We start from the raw sequence: 18,835 nt of genomic DNA on the forward strand, positions 1-18,835 counted from the left end.
ACCGTCTGGACACGGTGGAGGACATTCTGATCCTGGACGCCATCATCAACCGCAGTGCCGCCGGATACGGATTCGTTCCGCCGTACGCCCTCAACACGATCATCGAAGAATTCACCATGAACAATTTTGAATACAAAGACGGAAAACACGTGGAGATGCCGCCGTTTTCCGGGAAGATGACCGTGGACTTTCCGGAGCCGTACGGAAAGCTGAACCTGTACAACATGATCCATTCGGAGGTGGCGACGATGCCGATCGCCTACAAGGACAAGGGGATTAAAAACGTGGCGTTCAAGCTGGCGCTGCCGACTCTGTTCGAAGAACGGCTGCGGTTCCTGATCGAGAACGGACTGGGAAGCCAGGAAAAAATCAACGTGAAAGGCGCTTCCGTGGCGCCGAGGGACTTCCTGCTGGAAGTGTTCGAAACGAAGCCGGGAACGAAGACGGGAACGCCGGACGACATGAAGCTGCTGCGGGTAATCGTGAGCGGAACGAAGGGCGGAAAGAAATGTACTTATGAAGTGGAGACGGACCTGCACCATCATCCGTGGGGACTGTCCAACGGTCATTTTTCCGTGGGATTCCCGGGGGCGATCACGGCGAAGATGCTGGGAAGAGGCCAGGTGAAGGAGAAAGGCTTCTTCACGGGAGAACAGGTCATTGACACGGATATTTACTTTAGAGAGCTGGAGAAGAGAGACGTCCATGTCTTTGCCAAAGTTACGGAACAGCTTTAATGGGTGCAGGCAAAAATACTTAGAAAAGTCTTAGAGGAGGTACAAAGTGAAAGCAATAACATCGGAAAAAAAGATTTTCGTAACCCCCAATATACAAGATGATGAGGAAGCGATTGCTTTAAAAATGAAACAGATTCATCCCAAGCTTTTAGGACTGTTTTGTCCGGTAAAGTATGAACTGATCGCAAAGGAAAAAGTTCAGCTGCCATATGAATTCCTGGTGTTTCACTATAAGCTGGTAAGGAGTACTAAAAAACAGGATTTGAATAAACAAGGCATCTTCGACAGGGAAGGCGATGTGGCGGTTGTCTTTGATATGAACGAAGTCCATGCCTTTCACTTTGACCTCTTCGATGATTTGAACCTGCAGGCAAAAGACGTTTCCGCACTACAAGGCCGGATCATTAAAGCGAATTGCAGTGAAAAGGAGGTCTTGGAGCAAAGTATTGAATGTATAAAATGGCAATACCTGCGAAAGGTTTTTCATGCGATTCCGCAGCTTACTCTGATACAAAGAAAACGGTTCTATAGGGAAGCGTGGAGGCTGGAACTGATGTGCCGCGGCAAGCAATACGAAAAATTTGCTTACCGGGACCGCTTCGGTGCGGAGAATGAACATATCAGCGGATTGCGAGTAAGGCTCACCACTTAACGGAGGTAGTAATTATGATTGATTTTAAAGAATTATGGGGTGCACTCGACTGGACGGTGCTTGCTTTATATTTTCTGGGGGTAATGAGCGTTGGCTTCATCATGCACAGAAAAGCAAGTAAAAATTTTAAAAGCTTTTTCGTTGCTTCAAGAAGGCTGACGATACCGGTTCTTATCGGTGTTGCGGCAGCGGCCTGGTATGACTCATGGACGATCGTTGGTCTTGGGGAACTGGGCAGTACGTTAGGTATTTCAATAATTTTATTCTATGTAATCCCCAGCGGGATTCTCAGGCTCCCTCTTGCCTTATGGATAGGGCCAATCACAAGGGATAAAATCCCGGATTATGTAGTAACGTTACCGGATCTGATTCGTTATTTCTATAATAAACCAGCGGGAATTTTAGCCAGTATCGTACCGATGGCTTCAATCCTTTACTGCTGCGCCCTGCTTTTTGCGGTGGGAGAGGTTCTGAACCTGGTATCCGGAGTGCCGATTTGGGCAACGATGATCGTAGCAGGATTTGCAATCATTCTCTATACGGCAATGGCCGGCATGTGGGGGCTGGCTGTGACCGATCTTATTCAATTCATGGTTATGACCGTATCCGCAGGTGCGGTGCTGTTGGGAATCTATCACCATTTCAACGGCGTGGATGCGCTCTACGATGCTGTCGCAGCCAGTGACCCTGCCAAACTCAGCCTGGTTGGAAATCAGACTTTTGCCGGGGCCTTTGGATATGTAATCTCTGCGGCGGCGCTGTATGTAAACGCGCAGAGCTACCAGCGATTTGGAGCAGCCAAGGCAGGCGGAGATATCAAAGTTGCCTACTCTTTGATGCTGGTCATTGGAATTGCCTTTAGCGCAGTCATGGTTATTACCGGAATGGCATCTTCCGTGATCCACCCGGATGCGGCAACTGCCTCGGAAGGCTTTTGGGCCACGGTGTTTGAAGTGCTGCCTGCGGGGGCGAGAGGTTTGTTCGTAGCAGCCCTCATTGCTGCGGTCATGTCTACCGTGAGCGCGGATATGCTCATCACGGGCGGAATCTTTGTCAAAGACATATATAAGGATCTCTTTAAGCCGGATTTGAGCGATAAGGGCGTACTCACAGGAACCAGAATCATGATCGTTGTCATAGGAATTTTTATTATCGCCGGAACGTATCTGTGGAGAAACGGAATCGGCAGCGCATGGTCAACGATTGGAGGTTTCCAGGTAGCAGTATTTCTGATTCCGATTCTGGGCGGATTCTTCTTCAAGAGAAAAACTGCCGCGGGAGGACTGATTGCCATTATAGCAGGGGTTATATTTTATAGCATCTGGCAGTTTGTTCTCGGCGCACCGTATGCGATTCCTTCCAGTGTAGCGACATGGATCTTCGGAGGCGTTGTATACTTTGCCGCTTGCTTTGCAACCTACAGGAAAAAAGATGATCGTTTAACGGATGGAAAAGGAGGTCTATGATGGCAGATAAGAAACATACACCTATGACACCGGAAAAGAAAAATAAGGTGGGTAATTGGCTGGCAATAGTCGTTGTTTTACTCAGCATCTTAGTTCCGATGGGCTTTATATGGGGCACGCAAGTGCTGTTCTGGTTTCTGATTATCATAAATTTTGTATTCGGCCCATGTTGTTTCATAGGATACCTTTTAGAGGTACGCAGAGGCGTTTTCTCCTATGATGACAGTGAGGAATAAAACCCTCTGGGGTTTTAGATAAATTTCTTTAATGGACATTTTGGCAAAAGGACACTTGACTCGATTCGTCTCAGGTGCTCTTTTGCTATATGAAAGTTGACATCCTTGTTGGAGGAAGGTACTGTATCAAATACAGACAGTTTGATTAAAATATGAACAAGGAACGGAAGGGCGGCAAGGAGTGTGACAAATGGTTAGTGAGTTTATATTAAAGAACTCTGTTGAAAAGCTTATCATGGAAGAAAAACTGTTCATTCCGCTTATTCAATTTTCCAGTGACGGACTGATTTTGTGTAATCGGAAAAATTTGAAAATCCTTATGATGAATAATAATGCGAAAACATTGCTGGACCTGTGTCCGCATGAAGAAAAAGAGAAGCTCTGCGATATTCTGGAGAGTGAAAAAATTGATCGGCTGCTTACAGGCGAAACAATCAATTTAGAGATTGGCGGAATGCCTGTAGAGATTCATAGTGCCGTGATGGGGACGTATATCTGGCTCTTCATCGTAGACTTTACAGACGTGATCCGCATAGAAAACTTATCCCAGAAAACCCTGGAACTGAATCGGGAACTGATCGGAGTCTTCCACGAATACGGCGACGACACCCTGATGGTTACAGACAGCAAAGGCAACATCGAATTCGCAGGAGAAAAGATATCCAAGACCTGCGGGGTAGCATCCAACTATTTTGTAGGGAAAAATGTATATGACGTGGAACGGGAAGGCATATTCGTCCCTTCTGTAAGCGTCAAGGTTTTGGAAACGAAACAGTCCCAGGTGGTCATACAGAAGACAAGAATCGGCGAAGAGCTGGTATCGGTCAGCGCGCCTGTACTAAACGAAGACGGAGAAATCGAAAAAGTCGTTTCGGTGACCCGGGACTATTCAACCCAGATGAAGATCAGCAAGATGATCGCCGAACTGGGAGAAAGCGAAGCCTTTGACCATATCCTCAGCGAGCAGGCGGAGGACAAAATCGTAACCTGCAACGATACGATGTTCGAGATAAAAACCCTGGTGAAGATGATCGCGCCGACAAAGGCAACCGTACTGATTAACGGTGAGACAGGAACCGGAAAAGAGGTGATCGCCCGATACATCTACTCCCTCAGCGACCGTAAAGATCAGCCGTTCATCAAGGTTAACTGCGGCACCATATCGCCGTCCATCGTAGAGTCGGAACTCTTCGGGTATGAAGAAGGTTCCTTCACCGGAGCCAATAAGGGCGGAAAGATCGGTCTTGTGGAAGCGGCCAACGGGGGCACCCTGTTTTTGGACGAGATCAGCGAGCTGCCCATCGAACAGCAGGTGAAACTGCTGCACGTGCTTCAGGAAAAAATGCTGATCCGGGTGGGCGGGACCCAGGAGATTGGTCTGGATATCCGCGTAATCGCGGCGGCCAATAAGGACCTGGAGGAACAAGTTTCTTTGGGAAATTTCCGCGAGGACCTGTATTATCGCCTGAATGTAATTCCCATAAGGATACCGCCTCTGCGGGAAAGAAAAGAAGATATCCCGCTTTTGTCCAAACATTTTTTTAAGCGATTCTGCGCCGCCTATAAAAAAGACATGCAGCTTTCCAACAACGCAGTTTCCGCTCTGGAAGAGTACTCCTGGCCGGGAAATATCAGACAGCTGGAAAACACCATCGAACGGCTGGTCCTGACGACCCCCAAACCGACGATAACCGCTGACGATCTGCCGGAAATGTTCAAAAGCCAGGAAAACAGGAAAAAAGTAAAGATCAGTCAGATCACCAGACTGGACCAGGCCATTGAGGAAGTAGAAAAAGAACTGATTAAAATGGCCCTCGACGAATACGGGACAACTGTAAAAGCAGCTGAGGCTCTGGGGGTCAATCAGTCCACTGTTTCGCGAAAGATCGCGCAATATGGCCTGAAGGAGTATCTGGATCGGTCGTAAAAGGCGTTTCTTGAAAACGAGATATTCGCTCATATTCTGGATTGGTACAAATCGGGGGCTTTGCCGACAAGTTGAAATTAAAGTATTCAGACCATTTTAAAAAATGAGAAATTTGCTTTATAACTTGCGTTCCGGGCAAAAGTAGGATAGAATTAAGATGTTACTTACAATTAGTATTTTTTGAGTATATTTATTATGGAGGAATCAAAATGTTAAGAGAAGCATTACCTAAAATCGTAACACCGTTACCTGGTCCTAAGGCAAAGGAAATCATTGCCAGAAGAGAAGCTGCGATTCCAAATGCAATTAAATGCGGATATCCGCTGGTTATCAAGCGCGGAGAAGGCGCAATGATCGAAGACGTAGACGGCAACCTGATCTTAGACTGGGTCGGCGGAGTAGGCGTACTGAACATCGGATACAGCAATCCTCAGCTGATCGACGCTGTAAAAGAGCAGTCCGAAAAATACTTCCATGCAATGATGAACATCACAACTCATGAAAGATATATCGAACTGGCAGAAAAGATGAACGAAATCGTGCCGGTAAGAGGCGACAAGAAAAAGACCATGTTCGTAAACTCCGGAGCAGAAGCTGACGAGAACGCGGTAAAAATCGCTAAGAGCGCTACTGGCAGACCGAACATCATCGTATTCACAGGAGCTTTCCACGGAAGAACTCAGATGACTATGGCCATGACCGCTAAGAAAGCATACGCGATCGGCATGGGACCATTCCCAGACGGCGTATACAGAGCAGAATTCCCGAACCTCTACAGAAAGCCGGAAGGCATGACTGAAGCAGAAGCAATCGATTACTATATCGACAAACTGGAATCAGTATTCATCGAAGCAACACCGAAAGACGCTACAGCTGCTATCGTATTCGAACCAGTACAGGGCGAAGGCGGATTCATTCCGGCTCCAATCGAATGGGTTAAGGCAGTAAGAAAGATCTGCGACGACAACGGAATCCTGATGATCACAGACGAAGTACAGTCCGGCTGGGCAAGATCCGGAAGAATGTTTGCGTCCGAATACTTCAAAGAAGCAGGATGCGCTCCTGACATCATGACAACAGCGAAATCCATCGCAGGCGGACTTCCTCTGTCAGCAGTAACAGCAAGTGCTGAAATCATGGACGCTGTAACAGCCGGAACAATCGGTGGTACATACTGCGGTAACCCGGTATCCTGCGCGGCGGCACTGCAGGTAATCGACGTTATGACAAAAGAAGACTATCCGGCAAGAGCAAGAGCAATCGCAGAAAAATGCACAGCTAAGTTCAACGAATGGAAAGAAAAGTATGATGTAATTGGAGACGTTCGCGGAACAGGCTGCATGATGGGTATCGAATTCGTAACAGACAGAGCGAAGAAGACTCCGGCAGCTGACCTGGTAGCTAACATTGTAAACGCAGCAGTTAAGAAGGGTCTGGTTCTGGAATCCGCAGGTACATACGGCAACGTAATTCGTTTCCTGTGCCCTCTGTGCGTAACAGACGCTCAGATCGACGCTGGTCTTGAAATTTACGAAGAAGCTATTAAAGAATGTCTGTAATTCCAACGTATAAATAAGACTATTTAAAATAAAAGGGTGCATGGGCGACTATGCGCCCTTTTTTTAACACAGGAAACACCGATGAACCGATGTTAAGAAGTTTTTAAAGAAAGTATCGAAAATTATGCAGACGAAAAAAATCGTTTATGTTGCTGCTGTCGTGGAATCCGTTCTGTTCGGACTGACCTTTCTGGGATCAAAGATCGCGCTTACCCAGTTGGACGCAATCCAGGTTCTGGCCTGCCGATGGACGATTGCCATGATCCTGTTCCTGGTTTTGGCACTGTTTAAAGTGATTCGTGTCAACTATCGGGGAAAACAGGTGTGGCTGGTGGCGCTGGCAGCATTTATTCAGCCCTGCATCAATACGATCTGTGAAACCTACGGGGTGGACCTGACGACAGCCTCCGAATCCGCCATCATATATGCCATGATCCCAATCGCAGTCGTTTTGATTTCAGCAGTCGTTTTGAAACACAAAATCAGGCCCATCGTAGCCGGGGGTATCCTGCTGTCTTTCCTGGGTGTGATTTTGTCCATTGTGTTCAGCGACGGTTTTTCCATGGGCGGGAAGATCGGCGGATATCTGTTTTTGATTGGAATGGTTATCACAGGGGCAGTGTTTACCATTTTATCGGGACATATATCGGATCGCTTCTCTGCTATGGAGAGGACCTTTACAATGGCCCTTATGGGCGGCATCTGGTTTAACCTGCTCAACGTGATAAGAGGAAACGGATTCACCTGCTATACGATCTGTTTTCAATATCCGAAAGTAGGCCTTGCGGTCCTGTTTTTAGGTGCGGTCGGTTCCTTTGCCTGCTATATTCTTTTCAATTATGTGGTTTCGAAAATGCCGGCGCCGCAGGCCTCCATGCTGCAAGTGAATCTCATTGCACTGACGGGAGTGGTAACGGGAATTCTTTTCCAGGGCGATGACTTCGGATGGTATACGGCAGCAGGACTGATACTGGTGGTGGCGGGAGTAATTGCGGCAAACTGGACTTCCAAGTAAATTAGTCTGGCGGCAATATACTTTTTCTTGTATAATGTATGAAAAGAGCAGAAGAGAACAAAAGGAGGACGTTTCATGAAAAAATTAAGATTGGCTTTGATTGGATTCGGCAATGCGGGACAGGCATTTGCGAGAATTCTGTTGGAAAAAGAGGAGGTGCTTCGGAAGAAGTACGATACCCGGGTTGTAGTTGTCGCGATTACGACGAAGACAAGGGGAAATCTGGTAGATGCCTGGGGGATCGACTTGGATAAGGCCCTTAAAAATGTCCAAAACAGCGGCAGGTTTGATAAAATCCTTGGATTTTCCGAGAGCACCACATCCCAGGATATCGTAGATAAAGTGGATTATGATGTCTTGGTGGAACTGACTCCGTTGGAGTTTTCTTCCGGAAAAGTAGCTTCCAACCATATCCGGGGAGCGCTGAAGCGGGGTAAACATGCCATAACTGCCAACAAGGGACCGGTGGCATGGGCGTACAAAGAATTATCCGCGCTGGCAGAGAAAAACAACTGCCGATTTTTATATGAAACAACCGTTATGGACGGAACTCCTGTATTCAACATGAAGCGCGATGCTCTGAGGCTGTGCAATGTAACGGAGATAACCGGAATTCTCAACAGCACGACCAATTACATTCTCTGTGAATTGGCCAAGGGGCGGAAATATAACGAAATTGTAGCGGAAGGAAAAAAGAGAGGCTTCATCGAGGCCAATCCGGCTACCGACATCGGCGGGTATGACGCTGCGGCAAAGGTTGCTGTGCTGGCCAATGTATTCATGGGCGCGGACATGACACCTTTAGATGTGGACCGCTGCGGAATTGAGGATATTTCAGAAGATGACCTCAGAAAAGCAAATGAGAATGGAAACGTGATTAAGCTCATGTGCAGAATATTCCAGGATGAAAACGGAGAAGTCAAAGGTAAGGTGGCTCCGGAAGAAGTGGATAAAAACCATGTATATGCCACGATTGACGGCACATCTTCCGTAATAACCGTTACTACCGACCTGATGGGTAAGCTTACTGTAATCGAAGAAGCGCCGGAAACCCGCCAGAGTGGATATGGAATATTTGCCGACTTGATGGCTATTATCGAAGACGACTAAGAGTATCGGCGGTGAATTGAAAAAAGAGCGGACGAATAAAAAAGACGAGAGAAAGGCAGAGGGCTGCGATTCACTCGTCTTTTTGTTTGATTTTGCAAAAGCCGCGGATTATTCCACAGAAGAAAAGATAATTCCCCTTTCATCCAACTGATCCCGGATAAGGGAAAACACGGACTTGTCCTTACAGCCGATTCGATGCAGATGAATGCCGCCGGTAAGAACGCTGAGGGGTTTGGCGTTTTCCGCCGCCTCCACCTTCTCGATGAAAAGATCCACATCGTAGCGGGACCCGATGTTCAGCGGGCCGGACAGCTGACCGTACAGGGGATGCTCGATGGTCACGTCGATGACAAATCCGCCGAAATCGACAATCGTATAAAGCTCTTCCTGCAGCTGAGCCGGAGTATGGCGGCAGGCCAGAAGCCCCTCATAGGGAAAGCCGGAGGACTCTTCTTCATAGACATATCCCCGGGGAGTGGCAGTAATACATGCGCCTGATGCCCTCAGTATGGCCACATCGCCGACAATGATCTGACGGCTCACGGATAAATTCTCAGCCAGAGAAGACGCACTGACCGGCGTATCGGATTTTTTAAGCATGGAAAGAATCTGAGATCTTCGTTTTTTTGCGTCCATATGACTGACTCCTTTCGTTTCTTTCACAATCATAGCATAATTGCGGCCATGAGGCAATAAATCGACGGAGAATAATATTGACATGTGTCTTGACATCACTAAAAGATCTTTGCTAAAATGGATACAATTGTCAAAAGGGGACTAAGCAAAAGGAGAGACTTTCATGGAAGAAAAACAAAGCTTTTTAAAACGAAAAAATATTGAATTTACTGCCAAGCGATATTTTCAGGACGCGCTTTCGGCAATGGCTCTGGGGCTGTTCGCATCTCTTTTGATCGGACTGATTATCAAGACCCTTGGGGAACAAACGATCAATCTTTTGGGAGATAACATGGTATCCAGGTTTCTGGTGGATACCGGTACCACGGCTATGGGCTTTATGGGAGCGGCTATCGGGATTGCGGTTGCCTGGGGGCTGAAGGCGCCTCCCCTTGTCCTGTTCACCAGTGCCATCACCGGCATGATGGGAGCGCAGCTGGGAGGACCGGCCGGCGCGTTCATTGCGGTTGCCATTGGAGCGGAATTTGGAAAAGCGGTTTCCAAAGAGACTAAGGTCGATATCATCGTAACGCCGGCCGTTACCCTGCTCATGGGTGCCCTGTCTGCCAAGCTGATAGGCCCGCTGGTGGGGGAACTGATGTATGGTCTGGGAAAGATTATCATGACTGCTACAGAATGGCAGCCCTTCCTCTTTGGCATTGTCATTTCCGTTATCGTAGGACTTGCCCTTACTGCGCCCATTTCCAGCGCGGCCCTATGTATTATGCTGGATCTTTCCGGGCTGGCCGCAGGCGCGGCAACGGTGGGATGCTGCGCGCAGATGGTAGGCTTCGCAGCCATCAGTGTAAAAGAAAATGGGATCGGAGGCATTGTGGCCCAGGGCATAGGCACATCCATGCTGCAGATTTCCAACATTATCAAGAATCCCTGGATACTGCTGCCGCCCACTCTGGCGGGAGCCATTATCGGGCCACTTTCAACGGTTGTCTTCAAAATGACCAATATTCCGGCCGGCGCGGGGATGGGGACATCCGGTCTGGTGGGGCAGATCGGAACCTTCACCTCCATGGGATTCACCCTGCCGGTTCTCCTGGAAGTGCTGCTTCTGCATATCGCGCTGCCCGCTGTTTTGTCGATCCTGTTTGACCGGATATTGAAGGAACTCGGATTGATTAAGGTGGGCGACTACAAGCTGGATTTATAAAACGAATACGACAGACTCCGCAGCAACGGCGGAAGGGGATCTCAAATAAAAGGGAGCATATCAAACTGCGATGATATGCTCCCTTTATTTGTTAACGAAACTTATTCTGTTTTTTCTCCGCCGGAATCCGCCGGTGCGTTGGCCCCGCCGGAGTTACTGGCTGCGGATTCAGCTTCCACAGCTTCCAGCCGGCGCTCTTTCCGGTAAGCCCATTTTACGATAAAGGCTTGGATGACTCCTGCAATGGGTACGGCCAGGATCATCCAGATGATACCGCCGAAATAGCCGAAAACGCTGACCGCCAGCAGGACAGTTAAAGGGTGAAGCCCGGTGGAGGAGCCTACGACCTTCGGGTAAATGATGTTGGAGTCGATTTGCTGTACCACGATCAAGATGATGACCGCCACCGCCGCCTGAGTGAAATCCTCCGTAAACCAGCCGATGATGAAGGCCGGGATCATTCCCAGAATGGGGCCGAAATAAGGAATCACATTGGAGATTCCGGCGAACACTCCGATGAATACGGCAAAATCCAGCCCAATGATGGAAAGCCCTATGGATGATAAAATGGCAACGATCAGTGCGTCCAGCAGAGCGCCGCGGACGAACTGAGAGAGAACTCCATTGACTTCGCTGAGGGTTTCCGTAACTGCGGCGTTGGCCCGCTGCGGCAGGAGAAGGTGCAGAAATTTTCTCCAGAGACCGAGGAAAAAATCCTTGTCCTTCATCAGATAAATGCTGACAATGGCGCCAATGGCCACATTGATTACACTTCCCACTGCGCCGGTTACCGCGGTGATAGCGTTGGTGGCGCTGAAATTATCGGATATCCAGCTGATGATGGAATTGGCCACTTCCATGAACTTGTCCGTCATGAAGCCCTCCGGCAGGTTCTGAGCGATCCACTGGCGCAGATCCACTTCGTAGTTCATAAATGTCTGTATTACGCTCTGGGCCATTGCTGAAAAATCCGTAAAAACGAATTGCCCCAGAATCATGACCGCGAATCCGTAAATGATAGCCGCGATAGCTGCAATTACGATCAGGAACGTCAGAAGAACGCTGACAAAACGGCTCAGGTTCCTCCTTTTTTCCGCTTTGATCGGATCGTCGGGAATGCGAAAGAACATTCGCCGCATCAGGCGCTTGTCGATGATTGTCACCAGGGGGTTCAGCAGATATGCGATAATAAGCCCGATGAAAAGCGGGGAAAACGCAGAGATCAGACTGCTGAGCGCTTTGCCCACGGTAATGGCGATTATATCAAAATTCTTAATTATAAAATAGAGAACGTATAAAAGAAAGGCATTGAATACGAGAAACAGGCTTCCTCTTACAAATGACCTTTCTTTCATGACCTCTTTAAATTTTTTCATCCTTGTTTCCCTCCCATATAGGGGTTATTATATACTATACCAATTAGAATATCAAAAGGTTTCTTACAGGAGAAAAATATGATCAAGAAAAAACCGGAACTTCTTGCCCCGGCCGGCGGTCTGGAGCAGCTGATCGCCGCAGTGGAAAACGGGGCGGACGCCGTCTATCTGGGCGGTCCCCTTTTTAATGCCAGAATCAATGCGGATAACTTTACCGAGGAAGAGATTGCCCGCGGCGTCGAGTATGCCCATATCCGCAATGTCAAAATATATGTTGCGCTTAACATCCTTCTTCGCGATACGGAGCTGCTGCCGGCTCTCCGGTACGCGGCCAGACTATACAATATGGGAGTGGATGCGCTTATTGTGCAGGATCTGGGATTAATCGACCTGCTGCGGAAACATCTTCCTCAGTTCCCGCTTCACCTGTCTACCCAGGGCAGCGTCTATAATCTCTCCGGCGTCCGTAAGGCCGTGTCCATGGGAATATCCAGAGTCGTGCCTGCCAGAGAGCTTTCCCTGGAAGAAATTCGCTTGATAACGGAAGAATCGGACTGCGATATCGAAATCTTTGTTCACGGCGCGCTGTGTATGTGCTATTCCGGCCAATGTCAGATGAGCAGAGTCTTAGGGGGCGGTGACAGGAGCGGGAACCGGGGACTGTGCGCTCAGCCGTGCCGGCTGCCTTATGCCGACGAAACGGGCAGGACTTCCTATGCCCTCAGCCCAAAGGACCTTTGTACCATTGATCGCCTGGGGGAATTGACCGAAGCAAAAGTGGCCTCCTTTAAAATAGAGGGCCGCATGAAATCGGCGGAATATGTAGCGGCGGTCACAGGTGTCTACCGTAAATATCTCGATCTCTACTGCAGGGACGGCTATTATCAGGTTTCTCCTGAGGACCGTATGGTTCTGACGCAGATTTTCAACCGGGGAGGTTTCACAGAGGGATATCTGTCAGGCAACTCCGGGAATCGGCTGCTGTCGGGGCAGCTTCCCAAGCATCAGGGCGTATACATCGGTCAGGTGGCAAAGCGGGTCGCCGGGAGCCAGTTGGTCGACGTGAAGCTGGAACGGCCTCTGAATATGGGCGACGGCATTGAGATACGAAGCGACAGGCTCACCGGAAACGTAGTGACCTATTTAGAACAGCGCAAGCCAGGTATAACGAGAATCGGGGACATAAAAGGGGCGGTGAATCCGGGAGACCGAATCTATAAAATTACGGACGCCGCTTTAATGAAGCAGCTGCGAAAGAGCTTTGAGGAAGGCGGCCCGGAAGGAACGAAACACGGCAAAACGGTTCCGGTCAGTATGTGTTTTACAGCTGCCCCCGGCGAGTATCCGCAGCTGACGATCAGAGAGGGAGGCCGGGAAGTTAAGGTAATTTCCGATATTCGTGGGGAAAAAGCCGAGCGCAGACCTCTGACCGCCGAAGTTGTGGAAAAACAGCTGCGGAAAACAGGAGGTACTCCTTTTCATGTCGCGGAGATCGAGGTTCGGCTGGGAGAAGACTGCGCCCTGCCGATTTCCGCATTAAACCGCCTGCGGAGAAGCGGGCTGGAAGCATTGCAGGAAAAAAAGACGGTGCGAAGGCAGGCATCGGTTCCCAAAAAAATTCCGCAGGCAGCGATCGAGATGGAAAAACGGCTGGCCTTTTACTTCTACGATGGAAGCAAATCGGAAACCTGGGATTACCATAAAGTAATGGACGCGCTGGGCGTAGATTGCGCACGGGCATATGTTCCTTTGCGGTATTTCATGGAACATGCGCCGCAGCCGGAGAATATAGAGGTGGTGCCGTATATACTCAATATCAGCAAGGGGTTGCTGGACCGGTATATTGGGGAGAATCTGGATGCCATTGCAGACAGGGTACGGCCCTCCGGGATCGCTGTGGGCAATCTGGGATGGATTGAAGAGTTCGTCTCCCGGGACGTGAAGGTATATGGGGACTACGGGCTGAACCTGTACAATGGGCAGGCTGTTCTGGCTGCGAAAAAACAGGGGGTCGTCCCGGTCTGTCTGTCCCACGAGCTACATGACCGGTCGGAAGGTCCGGTTCCGTTAATGATTACCGAGCATATGCCGGGTGAAAAGATCCTTCGGGATCGGAAAAAACAATTGTATGAAATCGTATACAATTATGAGAAAGACAAGGCATTGATTTTTCAAAAGGGCTGTGAGCCAGATTTGGAAACCATCAAAACTATGTGGAAAAACGCTTTGTCAGAAATGCGCGTATATATTCCATAAAGCCCTGAATTCAGGGCTTTTGCTGTTTTCCTGAATCGTGGAAATCCTTCCGTGCGCAGGTATCAAAAAAAGAACAAAAAAACAGGGTTGACGAGGATTGTACCCGGGTGTATTATGTATACAAACAAAGGCGATAGCGAAAAACTGACATCCTTTATTTCGATCAGAGAGGAGATATCAGCGGACCAGGAAGAACGGCATTTCAGCCAATAAATTTTTTTAGGTACATTTGTATACATTATACAAAATACCGCATAAAGGAGGATATAATGATGAAAGAACAGTGGAAGGGGTTTGAACCAGGAAAATGGATGGATGAAATCAGTATCGAGGAATTTATGCAGCTTAATTATCATCCCTATGAAGGAGATGAAAGCTTCCTGGCCGGCCCCACAGAAAGAACCGAAAAAGTAGCAGAAAAGGTTCAGGATCTCCTGAAAGAAGAGCGCAGGAACGGAGGCGTTTTGAAAGTGGACGCCAGCAGAATCATGACTGCCACCGCATTCCCTCCGGGATATATTGATAAGGACAGAGATATCATCGTTGGCCTGCAGACAGACGAACCGCTGAAGAGAGGCATATGTCCTTTCGGCGGAATCAGAATGGCAAGGCAGTCGGCAGAGGCCTACGGTGCGAAAATAGATGACAGTGTGGAAGACATCTTCAAATATGTGACCACCCACAATGACGGGGTATTCAGCGTATATTCCGACGAAATGAAAAAGGTAAGGCATCTGGGCTTTATCACCGGACTGCCGGATGCGTACGGCAGGGGCAGAATTATCGGCGACTATAGAAGAATCGCACTGTACGGGATGGACTTTTTGATCGAACAAAAGAAGAAGGATAAAGCCGAGCTGGCCCAAAAGCCCATGAGCAGTGAAAACATCCAGCTGATTGAGGAAATCCACAAACAGATTGTGGAAATGGGTGAGATCAAAAAGATGGCTGCTATGTACGGATACGATATATCCGAGTCCGCAAAGGATACAAAGGAAGCGATCCAGTGGCTGTACTTCGGGTATCTGGCTGCGGTAAAAGAAGAAAACGGAGCAGCGATGTCTTTGGGAAGAACCTCCACTTTCATTGATATCTTTGCGGAAAGAGACCTGGAAAACGGCGTATATACGGAAAGCGAAATTCAGGAGCTGATCGACGATTTCATCCTCAAGCTGCGTGTCGCAAGACATCTGCGGACTCCGGAATACAATGAACTGTTCGGCGGCGACCCGATGTGGATTACAGAGGGGATCGGCGGCATGGGTGCTGACGGCAGGACAAGAGTTACCAGGAACTCTTACAGAATGCTCAATACTCTCTACAATCTGGGCCCCTCTCCGGAACCCAATATGACGGTCCTCTGGTCGGAGCACCTGCCGGAGCCTTTTAAAAAGTTCTGCGCTAAGGTTTCCATTGACACGGACTCCATCCAGTATGAAAACGATGATGTCATGAGAAAATCCTATGGTGATGACTATTCCATCGCCTGCTGCGTATCCGCCATCAAGATGGGCGAGCAGATGCAGTTCTTCGGCGCCAGATACAATCTGGCCAAGATTCTCTGCCTGGCGCTGAACGGCGGTATTGACGAACGTACCGGTGAACACATCGGCCCGCAGATGGAGCCTGTAGGTGATGGGCCCATCGACTATGAAGACGCAATGCGGAGGTTCAACATCTATAGAGATTGGCTCTGCGGACTTTACGTCAACATCATGAATATCATCCATTATATGCACGATAAATACGCTTACGAAAAAAGCCAGATGGCTTTCCTGGACAGCGATATCGGCAGATTGATGGCTTTTGGCGTAGCCGGATTATCCGTAGCCGCGGACTCTTTCAGCGCGATCAAATACGCAAAAGTATATCCCATCAGAAATGAAGATGGCGTTATTGTGGATTACAAGACTGTCGGAGAATTTCCAAAATACGGAAATGACGATGACCGGGTAGACAGCATCGCAGTCGAACTGACCCAGGGCACGATCAATGAACTGAGAAAACACAAGACTTATCGCAATGCGGTGCATACCTTATCGGTTCTGACCATTACCTCAAACGTGGTTTACGGAAAGAAAACCGGCAACACGCCGGATGGAAGAAGAGCCGGAGAACCGTTTGCCCCGGGAGCAAATCCGATGCACTGCAGAGACGATCACGGCGCCATCGCGTCGCTCAATTCCGTTTCCAAGGTAAAATGGGATGACTGTAAGGACGGCGTATCCTACACCTTCAGCATTACGCCGGAGACGCTGGGAAAGAGCAAAGAGCAACAGGCGGAAACTCTGGTGGGCCTGATGACCGGCTACTTTGACCAGGGAGCGCATCATCTGAATGTAAACGTACTCAATCGTGAACTGCTGCTGGATGCCTACGAAAATCCGGACAAATATCCGAATCTGACGATCCGTGTATCTGGCTATGCAGTTAAATTCAACGCTCTTTCCAAGGATCACCAGAAAGAAGTTATTCAGAGAACCTTCCATTCGGCTATTTAAAAAAACATAATTGTCTATTATAATATGAGGTGTCTGTTTTTTGCAGGCACCTTATATTGCTCTCCAGAAACTTTTACATAAGCAAGGAGGAACTATGATTACTGGTAAACTACATTCAATTGAAACCTTCGGCGCAGTTGACGGGCCGGGGATAAGAACTGTGTTTTTCCTGCAGGGATGCCCTGCCAGATGCGTATACTGTCACAATCCCGACTCGTGGACAACAACCGCTGAGACCGAGAACATTACAATTGAGCGGGTGGTGCATATCGCCAAACGCGGAAGGCCCTATTATGGAAAGGACGGAGGCGTAACTTTTTCGGGCGGAGAACCGCTTATGCAGGGCGAATTCCTGATTGAAGCGATGGATGCCCTGGCGGAAGAAGGCATCAGCACAGTGATCGATACCAGCGGAACGTATGTCGATGGGTTTACGCAGAAGGTTATCGAAGAAAGCCAGATGCTGCTGTTGGACGTCAAGCATTCGGATCCTGTCAAATTTGAAGAAATCACGGGAGTAAACCAGGATAATCTGCTTCGTGTAATCGATATGGCCAATGAAGCTGACAAACCTCTGTGGATTCGTCAGGTCATTGTACCGGGACTTAACGATACGGAGGAGAATGTGGCGGAGCTGAAAGAGTTTGCCAGACAGAGAGTAAAGAATTTGCATAAGATCGAACTGCTGGGCTATCATAATATGGCGATTGAGAAATGGGATAAGCTGGGCATACCTTATAAGCTGAAAGATGTGAAGCCCATGGACAGAGGTCAACTGGCAAGACTGAGCCAGCTGCTCTGACCGGACAGGCCACAAAATACAAAAGCAACCGGATTTCGGATTACTTTTTTATAAAGACATACATTATATGTATAAAGCTCTTCATTTTGGAAAACCTAAAAACAGGGAGAGAATGAACCCCGCTCCCCGCTATATTATGAAACAATAAGGCAAAGTCCTAAGGGACGGGTGCCTGCCTCCAATCATTAAAAACTCAGGCCGCGAAAAGCCGCTGCCGGAAGGGTCTGAGACAGCTATGAAAAATATAAAGAAAAAAGTTGGAAAAAGCGGTTGACAGAGAGGGATAAGTTTGGTAATATAGACAAGCTGTCAGGTGAGAGCAACCACAAACGAGCTAGAAAGACAGGCATACGGAAAGAAAAAAACTTTCCAAAAAGAAGAAAAAAGTGGTTGACAAAACACCGAAACAGTAGTAAGATATTAAATGTTCGCTCGATAAGAACGGACAAGGCAAAAGCCGAAAGGCGAATGCCTGCAGAACCTTGAAAACTTCATAGTGTAGAAATTTAGTCAAAGAAAAGCAGAGATGCTTTTGGGAGATTAAATGAAACAATCATGAAAAATTGGTAAGACAATTGAAGTGAGAGTTTCCGACAATTTCTAAAACAAGAAACAACAATAATTTCGAAAGAAATTCGCGAAAAGCGCGAAAGCGTTCGAAGAGTTACAAACTCGATTTAATTCTCGAAAGAGATTTAGATACCATAACAATGAGAGTTTGATCCTGGCTCAGGATGAACGCTGGCGGCGTGCCTAACACATGCAAGTCGAGCGAGAAGCTGATGACTGATACTTCGGTAAAGGGATTCAGTGGAAAGCGGCGGACGGGTGAGTAACGCGTAGGCAACCTGCCCTTTGCAGAGGGATAGCCTCGGGAAACCGGGATTAAAACCTCATGACGCTGTTTGTCCGCATGGACGAACGGCCAAAGATTCATCGGCAGAGGATGGGCCTGCGTCTGATTAGTTAGTTGGTGGGGTAACGGCCTACCAAGGCGACGATCAGTAGCCGACCTGAGAGGGTGATCGGCCACATTGGAACTGAGACACGGTCCAAACTCCTACGGGAGGCAGCAGTGGGGAATATTGCACAATGGGGGAAACCCTGATGCAGCAACGCCGCGTGAGCGAAGAAGGCCTTTGGGTCGTAAAGCTCTGTCCTCAGGGAAGAAAACAATGACGGTACCTGAGGAGGAAGCCCCGGCTAACTACGTGCCAGCAGCCGCGGTAATACGTAGGGGGCAAGCGTTATCCGGAATTATTGGGCGTAAAGAGTATGTAGGTGGTTTCTTAAGCGCAGGGTTTAAGGCAATGGCTTAACCAATGTTCGCCCTGTGAACTGAGAGACTTGAGTGCTGG

General features: G+C 48.5%; 14 protein-coding genes and 1 rRNA gene. 13 read left to right on the plus strand and 2 right to left on the minus strand.

Annotated features, from left to right (window positions below; translation table 11 throughout):
- The 8 genes from NE619_RS17125 to NE619_RS17160 form a co-directional block, all read left to right on the plus strand.
- A partial coding sequence (locus tag NE619_RS17125) for a saccharopine dehydrogenase family protein (protein ID WP_256133696.1) occupies nt 1–737 on the plus strand: 737 nt, incomplete at its 5' end.
- A gap of 46 nt (nt 738–783) precedes the next feature.
- On the plus strand, nt 784–1,389 hold the full coding sequence (locus NE619_RS17130) for a hypothetical protein (protein ID WP_256133697.1): 606 nt from the start codon (nt 784–786) through the stop codon (nt 1,387–1,389).
- A gap of 14 nt (nt 1,390–1,403) precedes the next feature.
- Complete coding sequence (locus NE619_RS17135) at nt 1,404–2,855, plus strand: sodium:solute symporter family protein (RefSeq protein WP_256133698.1); 1,452 nt, start codon at nt 1,404–1,406, stop codon at nt 2,853–2,855.
- On the plus strand, nt 2,855–3,091 hold the full coding sequence (locus NE619_RS17140; protein ID WP_256133699.1) for a hypothetical protein: 237 nt from the start codon (nt 2,855–2,857) through the stop codon (nt 3,089–3,091). The genes NE619_RS17135 and NE619_RS17140 overlap by 1 nt, the downstream gene beginning before the upstream one ends.
- Before the next feature lie 190 nt (nt 3,092–3,281).
- Nucleotides 3,282–5,018 (plus strand): sigma 54-interacting transcriptional regulator, encoded by a 1,737-nt coding sequence (locus NE619_RS17145; RefSeq protein WP_256133700.1) that lies wholly within the window; start codon nt 3,282–3,284, stop codon nt 5,016–5,018.
- Between the two features lie 209 nt (nt 5,019–5,227).
- The gene (locus tag NE619_RS17150; RefSeq protein ID WP_256133701.1) at nt 5,228–6,577 is read left to right on the plus strand and encodes an aspartate aminotransferase family protein; all 1,350 of its coding nucleotides are present in this window, start codon (nt 5,228–5,230) and stop codon (nt 6,575–6,577) included.
- Nucleotides 6,578–6,701: 124 nt separating this feature from the next.
- Entirely contained in the window at nt 6,702–7,592 is an 891-nt protein-coding gene (locus tag NE619_RS17155) for a DMT family transporter (protein WP_256133702.1), read from the plus strand.
- Nucleotides 7,593–7,667: 75 nt separating this feature from the next.
- Nucleotides 7,668–8,702, plus strand: coding sequence for a hypothetical protein (locus NE619_RS17160; RefSeq protein ID WP_256133703.1), 1,035 nt, complete (start codon nt 7,668–7,670; stop codon nt 8,700–8,702).
- A 108-nt stretch (nt 8,703–8,810) separates the two neighbouring features.
- Here NE619_RS17160 and NE619_RS17165 read toward each other — a convergent pair whose 3' ends face one another.
- Nucleotides 8,811–9,338 (minus strand): transcription repressor NadR, encoded by a 528-nt coding sequence (locus NE619_RS17165; protein ID WP_256133704.1) that lies wholly within the window; start codon nt 9,336–9,338, stop codon nt 8,811–8,813.
- Between the two features lie 163 nt (nt 9,339–9,501).
- Here NE619_RS17165 and NE619_RS17170 point away from each other — a divergent pair, with 163 nt between their 5' ends.
- Complete coding sequence (locus tag NE619_RS17170; protein WP_256133705.1) at nt 9,502–10,542, plus strand: PTS transporter subunit IIC; 1,041 nt, start codon at nt 9,502–9,504, stop codon at nt 10,540–10,542.
- Between the two features lie 101 nt (nt 10,543–10,643).
- On the opposite strand, the gene NE619_RS17175 is transcribed toward NE619_RS17170, so the two are convergent.
- The gene (locus tag NE619_RS17175) at nt 10,644–11,918 is read right to left on the minus strand and encodes an AI-2E family transporter (RefSeq protein WP_256133706.1); all 1,275 of its coding nucleotides are present in this window, start codon (nt 11,916–11,918) and stop codon (nt 10,644–10,646) included.
- A 78-nt stretch (nt 11,919–11,996) separates the two neighbouring features.
- On the opposite strand from NE619_RS17175, the gene NE619_RS17180 reads away from it, so the two are divergent.
- The 4 genes from NE619_RS17180 to NE619_RS17195 form a co-directional block, all read left to right on the plus strand.
- On the plus strand, nt 11,997–14,174 hold the full coding sequence (locus NE619_RS17180; RefSeq protein WP_256133707.1) for a peptidase U32 family protein: 2,178 nt from the start codon (nt 11,997–11,999) through the stop codon (nt 14,172–14,174).
- Nucleotides 14,175–14,446: 272 nt separating this feature from the next.
- A complete protein-coding gene (gene pflB / locus NE619_RS17185; protein ID WP_256133709.1) occupies nt 14,447–16,675 on the plus strand; it encodes a formate C-acetyltransferase in 2,229 nt (742 codons plus the stop codon).
- A gap of 94 nt (nt 16,676–16,769) precedes the next feature.
- Nucleotides 16,770–17,477 (plus strand): pyruvate formate-lyase-activating protein, encoded by a 708-nt coding sequence (gene pflA / locus NE619_RS17190; protein ID WP_256133708.1) that lies wholly within the window; start codon nt 16,770–16,772, stop codon nt 17,475–17,477.
- Between the two features lie 706 nt (nt 17,478–18,183).
- Nucleotides 18,184–18,835 (plus strand): 16S ribosomal RNA (locus NE619_RS17195); the annotation flags it as partial.

The organism is Anaerovorax odorimutans, from assembly GCF_024459955.1.
Taxonomy (GTDB): Bacteria; Bacillota; Clostridia; order Peptostreptococcales; family Anaerovoracaceae; genus Hominibacterium; species Hominibacterium odorimutans_A.